Origin of the sequence: Xylanibacter brevis ATCC 19188, assembly GCF_000621725.1 — a bacterium.
Taxonomy (GTDB): Bacteria; Bacteroidota; Bacteroidia; order Bacteroidales; family Bacteroidaceae; genus Prevotella; species Prevotella brevis.
In genome coordinates this window covers 87,835-109,319 of sequence record NZ_JHXM01000001.1, presented here as the reverse complement: position 1 = coordinate 109,319, position 21,485 = coordinate 87,835, and the positions used below count along the sequence as shown (strand labels likewise).

Genomic DNA, 21,485 nt, shown 5'->3' with positions numbered 1-21,485 from the left:
AATCAGTTGGTGAAACGTGGAGTAGCTGACGTGTTGCGAAAAGGCTTCAGGTATATATCAGAACTATTTGTTATGTATTATCCTCTTCCTTCTAAACTGACCCCTACAGCTTAGAAGTTAACGTACAAAACGAAACGATATAAAAAAAGCACGAAAGAGGAATCTTCGTGCAAGAGTTCTTTGACATAGTGACACAAGGAAGTTAAGAATACTACTCGTCTTTTGGTTGGATAAAACCAATGGGACGGCGAGTCTTTCCTATAGTAGGCTTGGCCTGTAGCTCTGCCAATGCAGTACTGATGGCATCGATTTGGGCGCGGGTGCTCTCATTGATGTCGTTTTGGTCAGCAAGAATGTCGTTTACCTCTTCTTTGAGCTTATATAATTCTTGGGCCAAGGTGACTACTTTCTCAGGAAGGGTAGAGAATGTAAGCATCTGTCGCATTGCAACGAACGCTCTTGTTATCTTGATGCTTGTCTCATCTGCAACGGGACTACGAAGCACGCTCGACAGCATCAAGGCACCAAGTTCTGTGAAAGCGTATGGTAGAGATTTCTTTGGGCGCTTCATTCTTGATGTCATCACAAATTGTGATGAGATAAGACTCCATTCCTGTTCTGTCAACTGGAACATAAAGTCATCGGGAAAACGTCTGATATTGCGCTTGACAGTTTGGTTAAGAGACCTGGTTTCAACTTCATATAACATTGCGAGGTCGAAATCGAGCATCACACGCTGTCCGCGAATGACATATATGAGATTTTGGATGTTTTGTAATTCGGTCATATGATTGCTATTTAGTCGTGCAAAGGTATAAAAGAATTCTGATTCTTCCAAATTTTCTAAGAGAGAACCCTCTTTAGATTAAAAAGGTGTCACTATTATTTGGAGTAGAATATGAATAAAAACAATGTTTGCGAAATGGTTCGACTAGTTGGTATCCGCTCATCAGAGAGAAAGCCTTTGAAATAGCAACTCTATAGAAATTGGCGGCAGGTTCTTGCGAAAAGCACCTGCCGCCGTAGCAAAAATAAAACCTATAAAAAGTGAATATCAATATGCTTGTTCATGCACGCCCTTGGAATGTGAGGACATTCCGTTAATAGGCCTGCTCATGCACGCCTTTAACGGCTCGACCCGAGGGGTCGTTCATGTTTTTGAAAGCCTCGTCCCACTCCAGGGCTTTGGCCGTAGAACAGGCTACGGAAGCCTCGCTGGGCACGCTAAGTGCAGCAGAGTCGCTGGGGAAGTGCTCGGCGAAGATGGAGCGATAGTAATACTCCTCCTTGTTCTTGGGAGGGTTGATAGGGAATCGCTCGGCGGCGTGCGCCATCTGCTCGTCGCTCACGGCAGCAGCGGTGATGGCCTTCAGCGTGTCAATCCACGAGTAGCCCACACCATCGCTGAACTGTTCCTTCTGTCGCCAAACAACTTCCTCGGGCAGCATGTCGGCAAAGGCTTCGCGGACAATCTTTTTTTCAACAACCGAGCCTGGACACATCTTGGCCTCTGGGTTGGTGCGCATGGCCACATCGAGGAACTCCTTGTCGAGGAAGGGCACGCGTCCCTCCACGCCCCAGGCGCTCAGGCTTTTGTTGGCACGCAGACAGTCGTAGAGGTGCAGCTTGGATAGCTTGCGCACGGTCTCGTCGTGGAACTCCTTGGCGTTGGGCGCTTTGTGGAAGTAGAGGTAGCCACCAAAGATCTCGTCGGCACCTTCGCCACTGAGCACCATCTTGATACCCATCGACTTGATGACGCGCGCCAACAGGTACATAGGCGTTGAGGCTCGGACGGTTGTCACGTCGTAGGTCTCGATGAAGTAGATGACGTCGCGGATGGCGTCGAGACCTTCCTGGATGGTGTAGTTGATTTCGTGGTGAACGGTGCCTATATGGTCGGCCACCATCTTCGCCTTAGCCAGGTCGGGGGCGCCCTTCAGTCCTACGGCAAACGAGTGCAGGCGGGGCCAGTAGGCCTTGGTCTGCGAGTTGTCCTCGATGCGGTGGGCAGCAAACTTCTCAGCGATGGCCGAGATGACGCTTGAGTCGAGTCCGCCCGAGAGCAGCACGCCGTAGGGTACATCGCTCATCAGCTGGCGCTTCACGGCACTCTCGAGTGCATCGTGGATAGCCTCTACGCTGGCGCCATTGTCCTTCACTGCGTCATAGTCGAACCAGTCGCGCTGGTAGTAGCGCTTCATGCCAGGGTCACAGCTCCAGTAGAAGTGGCCGGGCAGGAAAGGCTCGTAGCGCTCGCACTGGCCCTCGAGGGCTTTCAGCTCTGAGGCCACATACACGGTGCCGTCGGCATCATAACCAATATAAAGAGGAATCACGCCAATGGGATCGCGGGCAATGAGGAACGCATCCTTCTCCTCGTCGTAGAGTGCAAAGGCGAAGATGCCACTCAGGTCTTCCAGGAAGTCGATGCCCTTTTCGCGGTAGAGCGCCAGGATCACCTCGCAGTCGCTACCCGTCTGAAACTCGTACTGGCCCGCATAGCGGCGACGAATCTCCTGATGGTTGTATATCTCGCCGTTGACGGCCAGCACCTGCTTGCGGTCGGGCGAGAAGAGCGGCTGACCGCCACTCTCGGGATCGACGATGCTCAGACGCTCGTGGGCCAAGATGGCCGAACCGCCACAGTAGATGCCGCTCCAGTCGGGTCCGCGGTGACGTATCTTCTGACTCATTCTCAGCGCCTTTTCGCGCAGCGCTGGCGTCTGTTCCTGTTCACTGTTGCTCTGGCAAACTCCTTCTGGCGTTGCCGAGCGGAATATTCCAACGATTCCACACATAGTCTTTTTTCTAGTTTATTTTGGTTGTTTTTGTTGTTATAAGCTATTTCTGTAGGCTGTCGATGTAGTTCACAAAGGCCTTGTTGCAGAGTCGCATGCCACCCGGAGTGGGGTAGTGGCCTGTGAAGTACCAGTCGCCCGGATGATTGGGGCACGCCTCGTGCAGACCTTCGATGCTCTGGAACACCAGTTCGATGGGGGCCTGCATATCTTTCGGGCGCAGCATCTCCACGATCTTCTTGTTGATTTCGTCCACCGTGAAGGGCTCGTAGAGCTTTCTCACGTGGTTGGCCTCCATGGGGCGCTCCTTGCAGGCCTTATATACCTCCTGTATCAGTGCCTGTCCGTCGATGCGGGTGGTCTCCTCGAGTAGTGCCATGGTGGCGCGGAAGACGCAGAACTCCTCCAGGCGGGCCATGTCGATGCCGTAGTAGTCAGGGTAGCGAATCTGTGGCGAGCTGGACACCATCACAATCTTCTTGGGGTGCAGGCGGTCCAGAATCTTGAAGATACTCTCTTTCAGCGTGGTGCCGCGCACGATGGAGTCGTCGATGATCACGAGGTTGTCCACATGCGCCTTGAGCGAACCATAGCTGACGTCATAGACGTGGGCAGCCAGGTCGTTGCGCTCGTTGTTGGTAGAGATAAAGGTGCGCAACTTAATGTCTTTCCACACCACCTTCTCGGTGCGCACATTATAGCCCTGCTGACGGAAACCGTCGGTCATGCCATAGTAGGCCACCTCGGCCGTGTTGGGGATATACGAGAACACCGTGTTCTCCACATCGCTATCGATGGCCTTCAGGATGGCCGGCGTGAGCTGTACGCCCAGGCGCTTGCGCTCCTGATAGATGTCGCAGTCGGAACCACGGCTGAAGTAGATGCGCTCAAACGAGCAGGCACTCAACTGCTGTGCCGGCATGATCTGTTCCAAGTGGCTCTCGCCATTCTTTCTCACGATAAGCGCTTCGCCCGGCATCAGCTCGTGGATATCCTCAGCCTGCAGGTCGAAGGTGGTCTGCAGCACGGGTCGCTCGCTGGCCAGTGCGATGATCTCATCGTCGCGATAGTAAAAGGCTGGACGTATGCCCCACGGATCGCGCACCGAGAACATCTCGCCGCTGCCCGTCAGTCCGCACATCACGAAGCCACCATCATAGTGCTTCATGGTGGTGCGCAGCACGTTGGCCATCTCCATGTGGTCCTCTATATAATTGGTGATGTCCAGTCCCTCCAGTCCCTGAGCCTTTGCCTCGTCGAAGCATTTCTCCACCTCGCGGTCCAGTCGGTGTCCCATCAGCTCGAGTGTGATGTACGAGTCGCTGTAGATACGTGGCGACTGACCTTGCGCTGTGATATAGTCAAAGACCTCGTCGATGTTGGTCATGTTGAAGTTGCCACACAGACACAGGTTCTTGGCTCGCCAGTTGTTGCGGCGCAAGAAAGGATGCACGTATTGCAGTCCGCTCTTGCCCGTGGTAGAGTAGCGCAGATGACCCATATAAAGTTCGCCCGCCATCTCTTCGGTCACTCTGCCAAATATCTCAGTGATGGCATTCTTGCCTTCGGCCTTTTCGCGGAACATATATTCTGTTCCTGCCTCCTTGCTCATGCTCACGGTGGCAAATCCAGCACCCTCCTGTCCGCGGTTGTGCTGTTTCTCCATCATCAGGTAGAGCTTATTGAATCCGTAGGCCCAGGTGCCATATTTCTTCTCGTAATAATCCAGCGGCTTCAGCAGGCGAATCATCGCCACGCCGCATTCATGCTTCAGTTGCTCCATTAATTATCAGTTGTCAATTATCAATTATCAATTCTCCGCTCAGCACTTGTGACGCTTTTACAAAGGCCATAGGCCGACTAAAAGAATTCTCAAAGGCATGCCTTAATGAATGACAAAAACAGGGGGTGTGGGTTCAGCACCGTAGAGGTGTATTCGGGGTGGAACTGTGTGCCGATGTACCAGCGCTTCTCGGGTATCTCGACGATCTCCACCAGATTGGCATCGGGGTTGATGCCCACGCACTTCATGCCTGCAGCCTCGTATTCCTCCTGATAGGCATTGTTGAACTCATAGCGGTGGCGGTGGCGCTCCTTGATGAGTGACTCTTCGCCATAAGCTTCGTAGGTGCGACTGCCCTTCACCAGTTCGCAGCCGTAGGCACCAAGTCGCATGGTACCGCCCATCTGTGTGATGGTCTTCTGCTCCTCCATCATGTCAATCACGTTGTGTGGTGTCTCGGTGTCCATCTCGGCACTGTTGGCATCCTTATAGCCCAGCACGTTGCGAGCAAACTCGATGACCATCATCTGCATGCCCAGACAAATGCCGAAGGTGGGTATGTCGTTGGTGCGCGTGTACTCGGCAGCAATGATCTTGCCCTCAATACCGCGACTGCCGAACCCCGGACAGATGATGACGCCCTGTATGCCCTTCAACTTCTGAGCGATGTTTTGTTGTGTGATCTCCTCGCTGTTTACAAAGTGCAGGCGCGCCTTCACGTCGTTGTAGATGCCCGCCAGGTTCAAGCTCTCGCGGATACTCTTGTAGGCATCCTGCAGGTCGTACTTGCCCACCAGTGCGATGTGTACCTCGGTGGTGGCGTTGCGTTGCTTGTCGAGGAAGGCGTGCCAAGGCTTCATGGCCGGTGTCTCGCCCACGGGGATACCTATCTTACGCATGATGGCGGCGTCTAGTCCCTGGTGCTGCATGTTCACGGGCACCTCGTAGATAGACGACAGGTCTTCGCTCTGTATCACACACTCCAGGTCCACATTGCAGAACGAGGCCACCTTCATGCGCATGCCGTCGTCCAGATGGCGCTCGGTGCGCAGCACCAGAATGTCGGGTTGGATGCCCATGCCCTGCAGCTCCTTCACACTATGCTGTGTAGGCTTGGTCTTCAGCTCGTCGGCCGCTTTCAGATAGGGCACGTACGTCAGGTGTACGCATACGGCATTGCGTCCCAGTTGGTAGCGCAACTGGCGAATGGCCTCCATGAAAGGAGCACTCTCAATGTCGCCAATGGTGCCGCCCACCTCGGTGATGACGAAGTCGAAGGCCTCTCCTAACCTCCCCGAAGGGGAGGAACCATTCTCCCCTCCTTTGGGGGGGTGGGGGGAGGTCCTCAGCATCCTCCTCTTAATCTCATCGGTGATATGTGGCACTACCTGAATTGTCTTGCCCAGATAGTCGCCGTGGCGTTCGCGGTCGATGACCGTCTTGTAGATACGTCCTGTTGTGATAGAATTGTTTCGCGTGGTGTGAATGCCGGTAAAGCGTTCGTAGTGTCCCAGGTCCAGGTCGGTCTCGAATCCGTCTTCAGTCACGTAGCACTCGCCGTGCTCATAGGGATTCAGTGTGCCTGGGTCTATGTTGATGTAGGGGTCGAACTTCTGGATGGTTACCTTATAGCCGCGTGCTTGCAGCAGTTTTCCAATACTGGCTGAAATGATGCCTTTACCTAATGAAGACACCACGCCTCCTGTTACGAAAATGTACTTTGTTTCCATAAAACTTATCTATTTTATGGACTGCAAAATTACGCTTTCCCATGCGATTAGTCCTGCTAGTCGCCCAACTTTTTATCTACTTTTTTGCCCAAACTGATAATTCGAAAGGAAATTATACGATTTTCTTTCGGATTGAAATATTATCATGATGTAATGATAATACTGCGTTAGAGTACTAAAAAACTATATACAAAACCCCTTTTTATCGGCTTTTAACCGTCTTAAAACGGCAGAAAAAGACAAATAGAAGGTCGTTTTATCGGGTAAATTACAAATTGTTAGTTTATAATGCAGAATACTTACAGATTGTTACTTTTGGACAAAAAGTAGATAAAAACGTCAGCAGTATTGGCTAGTTTGTTGACAAATGCAATATCTTTGCACGCAAATTTTTAAAAAGCGTAAGTTTAATAGAGGATAATATGACACAACGAAAACTAAACAATCAAGGTCTCTATCAAAGTGAATACGAGCACGATGCCTGTGGTGTAGGCATGGTGGTTAATATTCATGGCGGTAAGAGTCATGAGTTGGTGGACAATGCACTGAAGGTGTTGGAGAACATGGAGCATCGCGGTGCTGAGACACGCGATAAGACCGGCGATGGTGCTGGTATTATGGTGCAGATTCCCCACGAGTTTATTCTGCTTCAGGGCATCCCCGTGCCCGAGAAAGGAAAGTATGGCACAGGACTGGTGTTCCTGCCTAAGGATGCGCAGGCACAGCAGCAGATACTGAGCGTGATGATCGAGGAGATTGAGCGCGAGGGACTCACACTGATGCATCTGCGCACGGTGCCCACCAACCCCGAGGTGCTGGGTGTGGCTGCACGTGAGGTGGAACCAGACATCAAACAGATTTTCGTGAAGAGGGGACCCACCCTCCATCCCCTCCCTGTAATGGAGGGGAGTGATTACACTCCAGACGAAGAGGAGAAGACATTCGAGCGCACATTATATATAATAAGGAAGAGAATCGAGAATAGGGTAGCCAAAATGGAAGAACTATCTACTCCCCTCCCTCACAGGGAGGGGCAGGGGGGAGAGTCCGATTTCTACATTTGCTCCCTCTCTTCTAAGAATATCATCTACAAGGGTATGCTCACCAGCGGACAGCTGCGTCGCTACTTCCCCGATTTGTCTAACGATTACTTCACGAGCGGACTGGCACTGGTTCACTCGCGCTTCTCTACCAACACCTTCCCCAAATGGAAGTTGGCACAGCCCTTCCGCCTGCTGGCCCACAATGGTGAGATCAACACCATCCGTGGTAACCGCGGTTGGATGAAGGCCCGCGAGAGTGTGCTCTCGAGCGAGGCGCTGGGCGACATCAAGGACCTGCGCCCCATTGTGCAGGACGGCATGAGCGACTCTGCCAGTCTCGACAACGTGTTTGAGTTCCTGATGATGAGCGGACTCTCGTTGCCTCAAGCCATGGCTATCCTGGTGCCCGAGAGCTTCAACGACAAGAACCCCATTTCTGAAGATTTGAAAGCCTTCTATGAATATCACTCTATCCTGATGGAGCCCTGGGACGGTCCTGCCGCACTGCTGTTTAGCGATGGTCGCTACGCAGGCGGAATGTTGGACCGCAACGGTCTGCGCCCCAGCCGCTACACCATCACCAAGCAAGGTATGATGGTGGTAGCCTCTGAGGTCGGCGTCATGGACTTTGAGCCGGGTGACGTGGTATCGAAAGGTCGTCTGCAGCCAGGTAAGATCCTGCTCATCGACACCCAGGAAGGCAAGATATACTACGATGGCGAGATCAAGGAACAACTCGCCAAGGCCCATCCTTATCGCGAGTGGCTGAACGAGAACCGCGTGCAGCTGGAGAAGCTGAAGAGCGGACGCAAGGTGGACAACGGTGTGGATCATCTGAACGCTAAGCTGGTGCAGTTTGGCTTCGGACAGGAGGATATCGACAAGACCATCATCCCCATGGCCACTGCCGGCCAAGAGCCCGTGGCTGCGATGGGTAACGATACGCCGCTGGCAGTCATCTCCGACCGTCCGCAGGTGCTGTTCAACTACTTCCGTCAGCAGTTTGCGCAAGTCACCAACCCCGCCATCGACCCCATCCGCGAGGAGCTGGTAATGAGTCTGACGGAATACATCGGTGCCGTAGGTACCAACATACTGACGCCCGATGCATCTAACTGTAAGATGGTGCGCCTGCCCCAACCCGTTTTGACCAACACACAACTTGATATATTATGTAACATCCGCTACAAGGGCTTCAACACCAAGAAATTGCCTATCCTGTTTGAGATGGCCAAGGGTGAGGAAGGCTTGCGCCAGGCACTTGACGATCTGTGCCATCAGGCCGAAGCCAGTGTAGACGAGGGTGTTAACTACATCATCCTGAGCGACCGCGACCTGGACGAGACGCACGCCGCCATCCCATCTCTGTTGGCCGTTTCTGCCGTTCACCACTACCTGATTAGCGTAGGTAAGCGCGTGCAGACTGCCCTGATTGTTGAGAGCGGTGAGATTCGCGAGGTGATGCACGCTGCCCTGTTGCTGGGTTACGGTGCCAGCGCCCTGTGCCCATACATGACATTTGCGGTACTCGACGATCTGGTGAAGCATCACAAGATTCAGGAGGAGTACGCCACCGCCGAGAAGAACTACATCAAGGCCGTGGACAAGGGTCTGAAGAAGATTATGTCGAAGATGGGTATCTCTACCATCCGCTCTTATCGTGGAGCCAAGATCTTCGAGAGCATCGGACTGGGCGAAGACCTGCTGCGCCGCTACTTCGGTACAGAGGTGAGCACCATCGGTGGTGTGGGCCTGAAGGAGATTGCCCGCGACGCCATTGCGCTGCACGAGGCTGCCAAGGAGCAGACTCTGCTGCAGAACCAGGGCCTCTTTGCATGGCGCAAGGATGGTATCAAGCACGCCTGGAACCCAGAGACTATCGCCAAACTGCAACTGGCCTGTCGACAAGGCTCGTACGAGAAGTTTAAAGAGTGGTCAAAATTGGTTGACGAGAAAGAATCTCCCATCTTCTTGCGTGACTTCCTTCGATTCAAGAAAGTATCTACTCCCCTCTCTGACAGAGAGGGGCAGGGGGTGAGTCTCGACGAGGTGGAATCCGTAGAGAGCATCGTGAAGCACTTCGTGACGGGTGCCATGTCGTTTGGTGCCTTGAGCATCGAGGCCCACGAGGCGCTGGCACTGGCTATGAACAAGTTGGGCGCCCGCTCTAACACCGGTGAGGGTGGTGAGGACAACGCCCGCTACCACACGGAGGTGGATGGCGTGAGCCTCAGTTCAAAGACCAAGCAGATTGCATCAGGACGCTTTGGTGTGACTGCTGAATACCTGGTGAATGCAGAAGAAATACAGATCAAGGTGGCACAGGGTGCCAAGCCTGGTGAGGGCGGACAGTTGCCCGGCTTCAAGGTGAACGACATCATTGCCAAGACCCGTAATGCCATTCCCGGCATCTCGCTCATCTCGCCACCACCTCATCACGATATCTATTCGATTGAAGACCTGGCACAGCTCATCTTCGACCTGAAGAACATCAATCCCACGGCTGCCGTTAGTGTGAAGTTAGTAGCCGAGAGTGGCGTAGGAACTATTGCCGCAGGTGTGGCTAAGGCAAAGGCCGACCTCATCGTGATCAGTGGTGCCGAGGGCGGCACGGGTGCTTCGCCCGCATCAAGTATGCGCTTTGCAGGTATCTCGCCCGAGATTGGTCTGGCCGAGACCCAGCAGACGCTGGTGGTCAATGGTCTGCGCAACCAGGTACGCCTGCAGACCGACGGCCAGTTGAAGACCGCCAAGGATGTGATTATCATGGCGATGCTCGGTGCCGACGAGTTCTCGTTTGGCACACTGCCCCTCATCGTGCTGGGCTGTGTGATGATGCGTAAGTGCAACACCAACACCTGTCCGATGGGTGTGGCCACCCAGAACCCAGAGCTGCGCAAGCACTTCGAGGGTCGTGCAGAGTATGTGGTGAACTACTTCACCTTCCTGGCCGAGCAGGTGCGCGAGTACCTCGCCGAGATCGGTGTTCGCTCGCTGAAGGAGATCATCGGACACACTGAACTGATAGAGGTGAACACCGAGAACGCTACCGACAAGCAGAAGTCTATCGACTTTGCCCGATTGCTGCATAAGCCCGACACAGACAAGGCCCTCTATTGGGACCGTGGCGCATATACCAAGGTTACCGGTGTGAAGGATGAGGAGATTATCAAGGCTGCAGAGAAGGCTATCAACGATGGCGAGGAGATAACGCTCGATTACGCCATCAAGAATACCGACCGTGCCGTTTCCACGATGCTCTCTGGTGTCATCGCCCAGAAATATGGCGAAGCCGGGCTGCCCGACAGCACGATCAACATCAAGTTCAAAGGCTCGGCCGGTCAGAGCTTCGGTGCGTTTGCCGTTCATGGCGTGAACCTAAAACTCGAGGGAGAGTGTAACGACTACTTCGGTAAGGGCCTTTCTGGTGGACGAATCTCTATCCTGCCACCCGCCCGTCGCAGCAACGACTTCAAGGCCGAAGACAATATCATCGCAGGTAACACCGGTCTCTACGGAGCCACCAGCGGCGAACTCTACGTCAACGGTAAGGTGGGCGAGCGCTTTGGCGTGCGCAACTCAGGTGCCATCGCTGTCATCGAGGGTGCCGGCGACCACTGCTGTGAGTATATGACTGGCGGTCGCGTGGTGGTGCTGGGCAAGACCGGTCGCAACTTTGCCGCAGGTATGAGTGGCGGTGTGGCCTATGTCTATGACCCCGACCATACGTTCGACTACTTCTGCAACATGGACATGGTGGAACTCTCGCTGGTAGAGGACTCTGTGTCGCGCAAAGAACTGCTCGAGCTGATTCGTCAGCACTACCTGCACACGGGTTCGGCCCTGGCCGGACGCATGCTCGACGACTGGCATCGCCACATCGAGGACTTCATTCAGGTGGTGCCCATCGAGTATAAGCGTGTGCTCGAAGAGGAGAAGATGGCACGTCTGCACGAAAAGATTGCCGACATCCAGCGCGACTACTAAAAATTGAAGAATTAAAGAATGGAAGAATTAAAGAGAATTTCAATTTTTCATTCTTTCAACTTTTAAATTTAAAAAAAATGGGAAATCCAAAAAAAAATTGAAGAATTAAAGAATGGAAGAATTAAAGAGAATTTCAATTTTTCAATCTTTCAACTTTTAAATTTTAAAAAAATGGGAAATCCAAAAGCATTCTTAGAGATACATCGCCAGGAGGCGGGCTACCGCCCTATTAACGATAGAATACACGACTTCGGAGAGGTGGAGCAGACGCTCAGCACCCGCGAACGTAAGTTGCAGGCTTCACGCTGCATGGACTGCGGCGTGCCCTTCTGTCACTGGGCCTGTCCGCTGGGCAACAAGGCGCCCGAGTGGAATGAGGCTCTGTATAAGGGCGACTGGGAACTGGCCTACAAGCTGTTGAGCAGCACCAACCCCTTCCCCGAGTTCACCGGCCGCATCTGTCCGGCCCTCTGCGAGAAGGCTTGCGTGCTGAACCGCTTCAACCACGAGCCTACCACCAACCGCGAAGATGAGTGTGCCATCATCGAGATGGCCTTCCAGGAGGGTTTTATCCAGCCCAAGACCGATATCGTTCGCAACGGAAAAAAGGTGGCTGTGATTGGTGCTGGTCCTGCCGGATTGGCTGCCGCCAACGACCTGAACCACATGGGATATACCGTCACCGTATTTGAGAAAAACGAAGCTGCAGGCGGATTGCTGCGCTACGGTATCCCTAACTTTAAGCTGAACAAGGCAGTGATCGACCGTCGCATCGCCCTGCTGGAGCAGGAGGGCATCGAGTTTAAGTACAATGTTGAAGCCTCCCCAAGCCCCTCCGAAGGAGGGGGTGTTGAGATACATTTATCCAATGTTTCAGGGAACAATTCCGATGCTTCAGGTAATCAAACATCCCCTCCTTCGGAGGGGCTTGGGGAGGCCTTCGACGCCATAGTCATCGCATCAGGCACCCCCACCGCCCGCGATCTGAAAGCCCCCGGCCGCGAATTGAAGGGCGTGCACTATGCCCTCGAACTGCTGGCGCAGCAGAACCGTGTGCTGGCTGGCATCGAGTTCTCGAAAGACGAGCGCATCAGCGCCAAGGGTAAGGATGTGCTAGTGATTGGTGGTGGCGACACCGGTAGCGACTGCATCGGTACGGCCCACCGTCAGGGTTGCAAGAGTGTCACCCAGATTGAGATCATGCCTCGTCCCGTGGAAGGTCCTGAAGACCCACAGAACCCCTGGCCCAACTGGCCCCGTACGCTGAAGACCACCTCTTCGCACGAAGAAGGATGTACGCGCCGCTGGAACATCAACACGCTGGAGTTCCTGGGTAAGGACGGCAAACTGACGGGCGTCAAGGTGCAGGAGATTGACTGGAAACCCAATCCCGAGGGTGGTCGCCCCATCATGGTGGAGAAAGGCAAACCCGAGATCATCAAGGCCGAGCTCTGCCTGCTGGCCATGGGATTCCTCAAACCCGAACATCCCGAATATCCCAAGAATGTCTTCGTCTGTGGCGACTCAGCCAATGGTGCATCTCTCGTGGTGCGTGCGCTGGCCAGCGGCCGACAGACAGCACAGAAGGTGCATGACTTCCTCGCTCAGAACACCCATTAATCCCCCGTTTATCCTATGCGCAAGATCAAATTCACCAAGATGCACGGTTGTGGCAACGACTACATCTATGTTGACACCACGCAGTATCCCATTGCCGACCCCGTGACAGCTGCCATCCAGTGGAGCGACCGTCATAAGGGCATCGGTTCCGACGGACTGGTGCTGATAGGCGAGTCGCCCATCCCCGAGGCCGACTTCACCATGCGCATCTTCAATGCCGACGGCAGCGAGGCGATGATGTGTGGCAATGCCTCGAGGTGCATCGGCAAATATCTTTATGAGAAGGCCAACCCCTGGCCCCTCCCTGTGAGAGAGGCGGATGGATACCTGGAGGCCGAGATTCGATTGCTCACGCTGTCGGGTATCAAGCGGCTCCATCTCCACATTGTCAACGAGAGCGTGGAGAGCGTCACGGTGGATATGGGCAAACCGGTTTTAGAAGATGATAAATTATTCACCCCAAATCTATCAACACCCCTCCCTCACAGGGAGGGGCAGGGGGTGGGTCTCTTTGTCTCCATGGGCAACCCCCACTACGTCATCTTCACCGACGACGTCGATCAGGTAGAGACCAAAGGTCGCGCCCTGGAGGTTCATCCCGCCTTCCCCCAGCGCTGTAATATTGAGTTTGCATCTCCCCTCCCTTCGGAGGGGCAGGGGGAGGCTTCTATCCGCACCCGTGTGTGGGAGCGTGGCAGCGGCATCACCCAGGCCTGTGGCACGGGTGCTTGCGCCACAGCCGTGGCTGCAGCTCTGACTGGCAAGGCTGGTCGCACCTCGCAGATTGTGATGGATGGAGGCACTCTCAGCATAGAGTGGCGCGAGAGTGATAACCATGTCTATATGACGGGCCCCGCAGCCTTCGCCTTCGATGGAGAAATTACGGCCCCCTAAGTTCTTGGACGAGCCAAGCGGCAAAGCCGAGCGAGGGGGCAACAGGGGTCTGAACAGGCCAAAGTCCCCTTCATAAGGGGATTTAGGGGTCTGAACAGGCTCTCTTACACATATTATTAACAATTAACGGGAAAGACACGAGGGGCGTTCAGACCCCCAACCCCCTCACTTAGGGGGCTCGCGTTCAGACCCCCATCCCCCTAACTTAGGGGGCTTAGATATATGGCACTAGTCAACGAACATTTTCTGAAACTGCCCAACAACTATTTGTTTGCAGATATAGCCAAGAAGGTCAATGCCTTCAAAGTAACACATCCCAATGCCAACGTCATCTCGATGGGCATTGGCGACGTCACCCAACCCCTCTGCCCCGCTGTGATCGAGGCCATGCACAAGGCCACCGACGAGATGGCTACGCATCAGGGCTTCCGCGGTTACGGTCCTGAGCAGGGCTACGACTTCCTGCGCGAGGCCATCCTAAAGAATGACTTCCTGCCTCGTGGCATCCATCTGGACATCGACGAGGTCTTTATCAACGATGGCGCCAAGAGCGACACCGGCAACATCCAGGAGCTTATCCGCTGGGACAACTCCATCGGTGTCACCGACCCCATCTATCCCGTGTATATCGACTCCAACGTGATGATAGGTCGCGCCGGAACGGTGCAGAACGGCCTGTGGTCTAACGTGGTCTATATGCCCTGCAATGCCGAGAATGGTTTTACGCCACAGTTGCCCAAGCAGCGTGTTGACGTGATCTACCTCTGCTATCCCAACAACCCCACGGGTACGGTCATCTCAAAACAGGAGTTGCGCAAGTGGGTGAACTACGCCCTGAAGAACGACACACTGATTTTCTATGATGCCGCCTATCAGGCCTTCATCACCGACCCCGACGTGCCCCACAGCATCTACGAGATTCGTGGTGCCCGCAAGTGCGCCATCGAGTTCCACTCCTATTCCAAGACCGCTGGCTTCACTGGCGTGCGCTGTGGCTACACCATCGTGCCCAAGGACCTCACGGCAGCCACCATCGACGGCCGTCGCATAGCGCTGAACCCCCTGTGGAACCGCCGTCAGTGCACCAAGTTCAACGGCACCAGCTACATCTCGCAGCGCGCTGCTGAGGCTATCTACACCCCCGAGGGCAAGCAGCAGGTGAAGCAGACCATCGACTACTACATGCAGAACGCCTCCAAGATGCTCAGCACACTGCGTGCTGCCGGCTTCGAGTGCTACGGAGGCGAGAACGCACCTTATATATGGATGCGCACGCCCGAGGGCACCACTTCATGGCAGTTCTTCGAGGAGTTGCTCTACGGTGCCAATGTGGTCTGCACGCCCGGCGTGGGCTTCGGTCCCAGTGGCGAGGGCTATGTGCGCTTCACGGCCTTCGGCACGCATGAGTCCACCGATGAGGCTCTGGAGAGAATTCAGAAATGGAGTGCTGGTAAATAGCCAGGGTAAGACCTCGGACCCTCCGGACCCCCTCCTAACCTCCCCCTGTATGGGGAGGAATGGTTAGACTTTTAAATGGAAGATGATAGACAGCAAAAAAAGAAACGATTAGCAGTAAATGAAAGACTAAAAACCGCCCCTTATTCTAGTTTTTTGCAGAAGTTGTTGGTGAATGTGAATTCATCAACAACTTTTTTTTTGATGCATGGAATGATTGGGTTGTTTCCCTTGTGATATAACAAAAACCATATAAACCCCCTTTTTGAGACAGAAGTCTCTATCGAGTCTTTAACGCTATTGGTGGATGACTAGCTCGTGAACAAGTTCACGGCCCGTCTTCCACCAATACCGTTACCCCATTCTGGGGCTGTCTGTCTCAAAAAGGAAAAACCGCGGACCTTCGGTCCTAAAAACCAATTTGGATGTCCCGCAAGGAACAAAAGAATATAGTACCAAAAGCCAAAAACTATCCATTCCTCCCCATTCAGGGGGAGGTTAGGAGGGGGTCCGGAGGTTAGGAGTGAGTCTGGAGGTCTAGTTATAAATGAAATTTGCCCGAAACTGTCTCAGCTTCGGGCAAATGCGTTCAATAACAAGGAATGACCTTGGACGAATTAAAAAGGTTATCTGATAAATAATAGTTCGCGATATTTAGGCAGTGGCCAGAGAGCATCGTCAACGATCAGTTCCAACTTGTCGATCTGATAACGAATCTCGTCGAGCTTAGGCTCTACCTCGTCGTGATAGGCGATGGCCTTCTCGTGCTCACTCTCTATCTTGTTGGCCTTCTTGCGAGCATCTACCAGCTCTTCCACGCCCTTCTCAATGGCGAAGGTGCGCTCGGCTATCTCCTGAATAATCTTCTTGTTGCGAGCAGAGAGCTTGTCGGCAGTATCGATGGGGAACACCACTGCCATGTTGTTCAGGTTCTTCAGCAGCTCGCTCTGGTAGCGTGTGGCCACGGGGATGATGTGGTTCATCGAGATGTCGCCCAGCACGCGTGCCTCAATCTGGATCTTCTTGGTGTAGGTCTCCCATTTCACCTCGTTGCGTGCCTCCAGCTCCTTCTTGGTCATCACGCCCAGGCTCTCGAACATCTTGATGCTGGCGTCGTCGAGATAGCGCTCGAAGATCTTCGGACAGCTCTTCTCTACGTCCAGACCGCGCTTCTCAGCCTCGGCTACCCACTCGTCGCTGTAGCCGTTGCCGTCGAAGCGGATGGGCTTACAGGTCTTAATATCCTCGCGCAGTACGGCGATGATGGCGTGGAAGGTGGCGCTGTGGTCGGTGCCCTTCAGTTTCTCGGTGAACTCGGGGATGCGGGCATCTACGCGTTTCTTGAAGTCGGTCAGAGCCTCGGCTACGGCACTGTTCAGGGCGATCATGGCGCTGGCGCAGTTGGCCTCGCTACCCACGGCGCGGAACTCAAAGCGGTTGCCGGTGAAGGCGAATGGCGACGTACGGTTACGGTCGGTATTGTCGATAAACAGCTCGGGAATCACGGGGATGTCCATCTTCAAGCCCTGCTTGCCGGCCATGGCCAGAATATCATCTACGTCGGCCTTCTCGATGTGATCCAGCAGCTCGCTCACCTGCTTGCCCAGGAAGCTTGATACGATGGCTGGGGGAGCCTCGTTGGCACCCAGACGGTGTGCATTGGTGGCACTCATGATAGAAGCCTTCAGCAGACCGTTGTGGCGATATACACCCATCAGTGTCTCTACAATGAAGGTAGCAAAGCGCAGGTTGGCCTCGGGGGTCTTGCCGGGAGCATGCAGCAGGATGCCGTTGTCGGTGCTCAAGCTCCAGTTGTTGTGCTTACCGCTACCGTTGATGCCAGCGAAGGGCTTTTCGTGCAGCAGCACGCGGAAGCCATGCTTGCGGGCGATACGCTTCATCACCGACATGAGCAGCATGTTGTGGTCCACGGCCAGGTTGGTCTCTTCGAAGATAGGAGCCAGCTCAAACTGGTTAGGAGCCACCTCGTTGTGACGTGTCTTCACGGGGATGCCCAGCTCCAGTGCCTCAAACTCGAGGTTCTTCATGAAGGCCTGCACACGCTCGGGGATAGCACCGAAGTAGTGGTCGTCCATCTGCTGGTTCTTGGCTGAGTCGTGCCCCATCAGGGTGCGACCCGTCAGCAGCAGGTCGGGGCGTGCGGCATAGAGGCCCTCGTCCACGAGGAAGTACTCCTGCTCCCATCCGAGATTCGAGGTTACCTTCTTCACCGTAGGATCAAAATAATGGCAAACATCAGTGGCGGCCACGTTGACAGCATGCAGGGCGCGCAGCAGTGGAGCCTTGTAGTCGAGCGCCTCACCGCTATAACTGATAAACACAGTGGGGATACACAGCGTGTCGTCTATAATGAATACGGGCGATGTGGGATCCCAAGCAGAATAACCACGAGCCTCGAATGTAGAGCGGATACCACCAGAGGGGAACGAAGAAGCATCAGGCTCCTGCTGAACGAGCAGTTTTCCAGAAAACTCCTCTACCATACCGCCCTTGCCATCGTGCTCAATGAATGAGTCGTGCTTCTCGGCAGTACCCTCAGTCAGGGGCTGGAACCAGTGAGTATAGTGAGTGACGCCATTCTCTGTGGCCCACTGCTTCATGCCGATAGCCACTGCGTCGGCCACAGCACGATCCAGACGGGCACCATTGTCGATGACATCCACCATCTTCTCATACACGTCCTTGGGCAGATACTTGTACATCTTCTCACGATTGAAGACCTTCTTGCCAAAGTACTCGTAAGGTCTCTCACTAGGGGCTTTTACGTCGAGGGGCTTTTTCTTGAATGCCTCGCCGACAACCTGAAATCTTAATGCTTCCATAATAATTTTATATCAGATGCTTGTTACACATTAAATTACACTTTGCAATGAATTCGCTGCAAAGGTACGACAATAAGAAAGTAAATCACTTCGCAGTGAAACACATTTAATCTTCTTTTTTATCAAAAATAACAATCTGTTATATTCGTACCCCTTTTTCTTGCAAATTGAAAGTTAGACCCCAAATAGAAAGCCCGATGTGAAAGTTTTGCGTCTGCAATGCCCCCGCAAAGCTCTACTTCCCACACGCGGTAGTGCCGCTCTTACTCCCCAAAAGCACCCCTATCACCACGCAATAGTGGCGCTATTGATCTGCAAAAGTGCCACTATTGACTTGCAAGAGTGCCACTTTTGGTCCCGTTCTAGCCCCTGGCCAGCTCCATTTCAGCCCCTAGACAGCCCGCATCCAGGGGCTAGATGTCTCTCATCTAGGGGCTAGAAAGCACATTTCCAGGGGCTAGACGCCCCGCCATACCTACACTTTCGCCTCGCCAAAGCGCCAAAGCAGCACCGCCAAAGTGCCGCGATAGCGGGTCAAAAGGGCTTATTTTAATTTATTTTCCCTCCTATTATATACATATTCGAGGAAAAAAACGTATTCTTCCGCTACCTTGTATGTTCCGTCAGGTTGCCTCAATGCTTATAAAGAAAGTTATTGGAAACGTTTCACGAATATCGTGGAAGAATAAGCGAAGATTATAGGGATAGGTTTAAAGTGAGCCCAAGAAGTAGAACGTAGCTTCTTGGGTTTACTTCAGTTTTTTCGCTTTTTTATCTCATCTGTCTGATTTATTTGGAAATATTGTTTATATTTGCAGCAGAATTGATGAATAGCGTAAGAGAATGAATCATATTCTTTTTTAAACAGTAAATGGTATGTTTGACGTAATTGATGCCACAGGATCCGGCTACCACGATGACCCTCGGATGCGAGAAGTGGAAGCTGAAATGATACGTAGTCATGAACTATGCCTGAAAATTTCCTCCAAGAAACCAACTGATCCTGATTATAAGGGCTTGTTGGAAGAACTATTTCGGTGTGAGGTTGATGATAGTGTAGCTATCGTTTCACCGTTCTATTGTGATTGCGGCTGCAGGATGACTATAGGAAAGCATATAACCATCAACAAGGGAACTACGATTCTCTCGCCAGGCAGGGTGGTGATAGAAGACCATGTGCTGATAGGTCCCGAGGTTAAGATTGCTACGGTAGATCATGACCTGTACGACCGGCACAACTTGTTCCATTTTGGACAAGTGACCATCAAAGAGAATGCCTGGATTTGCATCGGCGCCATCATCTGTCCGGGTGTTACCATTGGAAAAAATGCCGTTGTTGCCGCTGGCGCGGTTGTAACCAAAGATGTGCCCGACAACGTCGTAGTAGGCGGCAACCCCGCCCGAATCATTAAAAGAATTAAGTGACAGATCTAACCAACATAAGGTCCATGCCCTAGTCGCCAGCCGAAAGGTATTCTTCGAGGATGTGGTGCTCGATGGAGTCGGCAGACATGCCGGAGAAGTCGGCGACGACCTTGCCCTTGTGAATGTAGGTGATCTCGTCGCAGATGTCAGAGATGGCGGAGATGATGTGCGAGGATAGGATGACGCACTTTCCCTTGGTCTTCAACTCCTTTAGCCACTGACGGAGAACGATGGTGCCGGCAAGGTCTATGCCGTTGAATGGCTCGTCCATGATGACGACGTCGTTGTCTTGAAGCATGAGCACCAGCAGCATCAGTCGCTTTTTCATGCCTAAGGAGTATCTGCTGGCATATTTATGGAGGGGCAGGGCAAACTTGTCATTCAGTTTGTTGATGGCCTCACGGCTAACGTCCTTTCCTTTGGCGCGAAGACAGAACTCAATGTGCTCCATGCCGGTGACGTATGAGTAGAAGAAGGGCGTGTCGTTCATATAGCCTACCTGGCAGTTCTCGCCGATGACGACGGTGCCATCGTATGATTCGATGCCGGCAATACATCTGAACAGAGTGCTTTTGCCTGCTCCGTTCTCGCCCATGATTCCATATACCTTGCCTTCGCAGAAGGAATGGCTAAAGTCGTCAACGATGGTTGACTTGCCGTATTTCTTGGTCAAGTTCTTAACTTCTATCATCATTTTAATCTTTTTATTACTGAATAGGCATAATAAGCCAGGACTACCGATGTGACGATAGAGAACGGCATGACGAGTGGCACGATCAGTGAGGCGAAGAATATGGCATTCAGGACCATAAACGCAAACGCTGATATGATGTCATTGCCGCCGTTGGCTCTGCCGCTCAACAGGCATAGCATCTCCACTTGAAACAACAGTAGGATGGCGCCAAGATAATATAATGCTCCTAAACTGAAATCGACCAATAGTAGGCATACTATAAACGGTAGGAAGATGATGCACGCGTTTCTCAGGGCGAAAAGGAGTTTCAGCCAGAGAAACCTCAAGGCACTCTTGTAGTGAAACAGATACTCCACATGCCACTCGCGCATCAACAGCATGCTCATGACTGTAGCCGCAATCAGACTGACTGCCACTACCAGATTCCGATTCCCGATGTATGCACCAATCGCTCCGCCAGCCATGAGCAATAAGAATAGAGGTAGGGACAGGCGTCCGGCCCGATGGTACTCGTAGCTGCCGGAGGTCAGGCAAGGGAATGTGGGAAGACGCAAAGAGAAGCCTCCGCTCGGTATCGCGTACACCATCGGCAGAGGTAGCAGTAGGATTGCTGTGGCCCAAAGCTCGCCGCGGAAGAGGAAGAAACATAGAAAGGGGATTGATAGCAGCGCGTATTCTATGGTAAACAATAGCTGCGTCTGCTTCACGCCGAAAAGGGCATAGAGGAATGCAGCATCGCCACGCACGAAATGAAGCCCAGGCAACAAGAGGGCATAAAGTGCCACACTGTAGTAGATGGGGGAGGCGATGAGTCCTGAAATCATGTATGCTGACAGGAACAGAAGAAGTAGTATGGCTGGGATGGCCACGAATCCCAGTTCCTTGATCATTCGCCAAAGGCGTTTCACTCTCAGTGTGAAATATAGTTTTAGTATATCGTTCATGTTATATCTTCTTGATTCCAATTTGAGCCGAATGGACTGCCAATTCTCGGCGTTTCGCCGGCCTGGTGGATGGCTTTCGGGGGCCAATAGTTCGGCTGTCGCTCTGTTTCCAGACTCTGGCTGCTTTGCAATACTTACCGAATTGCGATGCAATACCATAACTATTAGACGCTGAAACAGCAGCTTTTGCTACACAAAACGGCTACTTTTATTGGGTCAATGCTTAAAGATCAACTTTCAATGGTTTAGTGTTTGCTTGTTCATTT

Annotated in this window: 12 protein-coding genes; 5 read left to right on the top strand and 7 right to left on the bottom strand. The window is 52.9% G+C overall.

Going from position 1 to position 21,485, the window contains the following annotated elements:
- Positions 1-211: 211 nt before the first annotated feature.
- The 4 genes from T433_RS0100370 to pyrG form a co-directional block, all read right to left on the bottom strand.
- On the bottom strand, positions 212-787 hold the full coding sequence (locus T433_RS0100370; RefSeq protein ID WP_027454410.1) for an ORF6N domain-containing protein: 576 nt from the start codon (positions 785-787) through the stop codon (positions 212-214).
- 313 nt (positions 788-1,100) lie between these two features.
- Complete coding sequence (gene asnB / locus T433_RS0100365) at positions 1,101-2,801, bottom strand: asparagine synthase B (RefSeq protein ID WP_027454409.1); 1,701 nt, start codon at positions 2,799-2,801, stop codon at positions 1,101-1,103.
- 43 nt (positions 2,802-2,844) lie between these two features.
- On the bottom strand, positions 2,845-4,584 hold the full coding sequence (locus T433_RS0100360; protein WP_027454408.1) for an amidophosphoribosyltransferase: 1,740 nt from the start codon (positions 4,582-4,584) through the stop codon (positions 2,845-2,847).
- Positions 4,585-4,673: 89 nt separating this feature from the next.
- On the bottom strand, positions 4,674-6,314 hold the full coding sequence (pyrG, locus tag T433_RS0100355; RefSeq protein ID WP_027454407.1) for a CTP synthase: 1,641 nt from the start codon (positions 6,312-6,314) through the stop codon (positions 4,674-4,676).
- 422 nt (positions 6,315-6,736) lie between these two features.
- Here pyrG and gltB point away from each other — a divergent pair, with 422 nt between their 5' ends.
- From gltB to T433_RS0100335, 4 genes are all read left to right on the top strand, one after another.
- Positions 6,737-11,344 carry a glutamate synthase large subunit gene (gene gltB, locus T433_RS0100350; protein WP_027454406.1) on the top strand — a complete coding sequence of 1,536 codons (4,608 nt, stop codon included), beginning with the start codon at positions 6,737-6,739 and terminating at the stop codon, positions 11,342-11,344.
- A 171-nt stretch (positions 11,345-11,515) separates the two neighbouring features.
- Positions 11,516-12,964, top strand: a complete 1,449-nt coding sequence (locus tag T433_RS0100345; RefSeq protein WP_027454405.1) for a glutamate synthase subunit beta — start codon at positions 11,516-11,518, stop codon at positions 12,962-12,964.
- A gap of 15 nt (positions 12,965-12,979) precedes the next feature.
- Positions 12,980-13,858: a diaminopimelate epimerase gene (gene dapF, locus T433_RS0100340; RefSeq protein ID WP_027454404.1), complete on the top strand. Its 879-nt coding sequence runs from the start codon at positions 12,980-12,982 to the stop codon at positions 13,856-13,858.
- 222 nt (positions 13,859-14,080) lie between these two features.
- Positions 14,081-15,316, top strand: a complete 1,236-nt coding sequence (locus tag T433_RS0100335) for an LL-diaminopimelate aminotransferase (RefSeq protein ID WP_027454403.1) — start codon at positions 14,081-14,083, stop codon at positions 15,314-15,316.
- A 623-nt stretch (positions 15,317-15,939) separates the two neighbouring features.
- On the opposite strand, the gene T433_RS0100330 is transcribed toward T433_RS0100335, so the two are convergent.
- Positions 15,940-18,156, bottom strand: a complete 2,217-nt coding sequence (locus tag T433_RS0100330; RefSeq protein ID WP_027450714.1) for a glutamine synthetase III family protein — start codon at positions 18,154-18,156, stop codon at positions 15,940-15,942.
- 876 nt (positions 18,157-19,032) lie between these two features.
- Here T433_RS0100330 and T433_RS16895 point away from each other — a divergent pair.
- Positions 19,033-19,581, top strand: coding sequence for a DapH/DapD/GlmU-related protein (locus T433_RS16895; protein ID WP_044108884.1), 549 nt, complete (start codon positions 19,033-19,035; stop codon positions 19,579-19,581).
- Positions 19,582-19,609: 28 nt separating this feature from the next.
- On the opposite strand, the gene T433_RS0100320 is transcribed toward T433_RS16895, so the two are convergent.
- Both T433_RS0100320 and T433_RS0100315 read right to left on the bottom strand, forming a co-directional pair.
- On the bottom strand, positions 19,610-20,275 hold the full coding sequence (locus tag T433_RS0100320) for an ABC transporter ATP-binding protein (protein WP_155808201.1): 666 nt from the start codon (positions 20,273-20,275) through the stop codon (positions 19,610-19,612).
- Positions 20,272-21,219, bottom strand: coding sequence for a hypothetical protein (locus T433_RS0100315; RefSeq protein ID WP_155808198.1), 948 nt, complete (start codon positions 21,217-21,219; stop codon positions 20,272-20,274). The genes T433_RS0100320 and T433_RS0100315 overlap by 4 nt, the downstream gene beginning before the upstream one ends.
- Between the last annotated feature and the right edge of the window lie 266 nt (positions 21,220-21,485).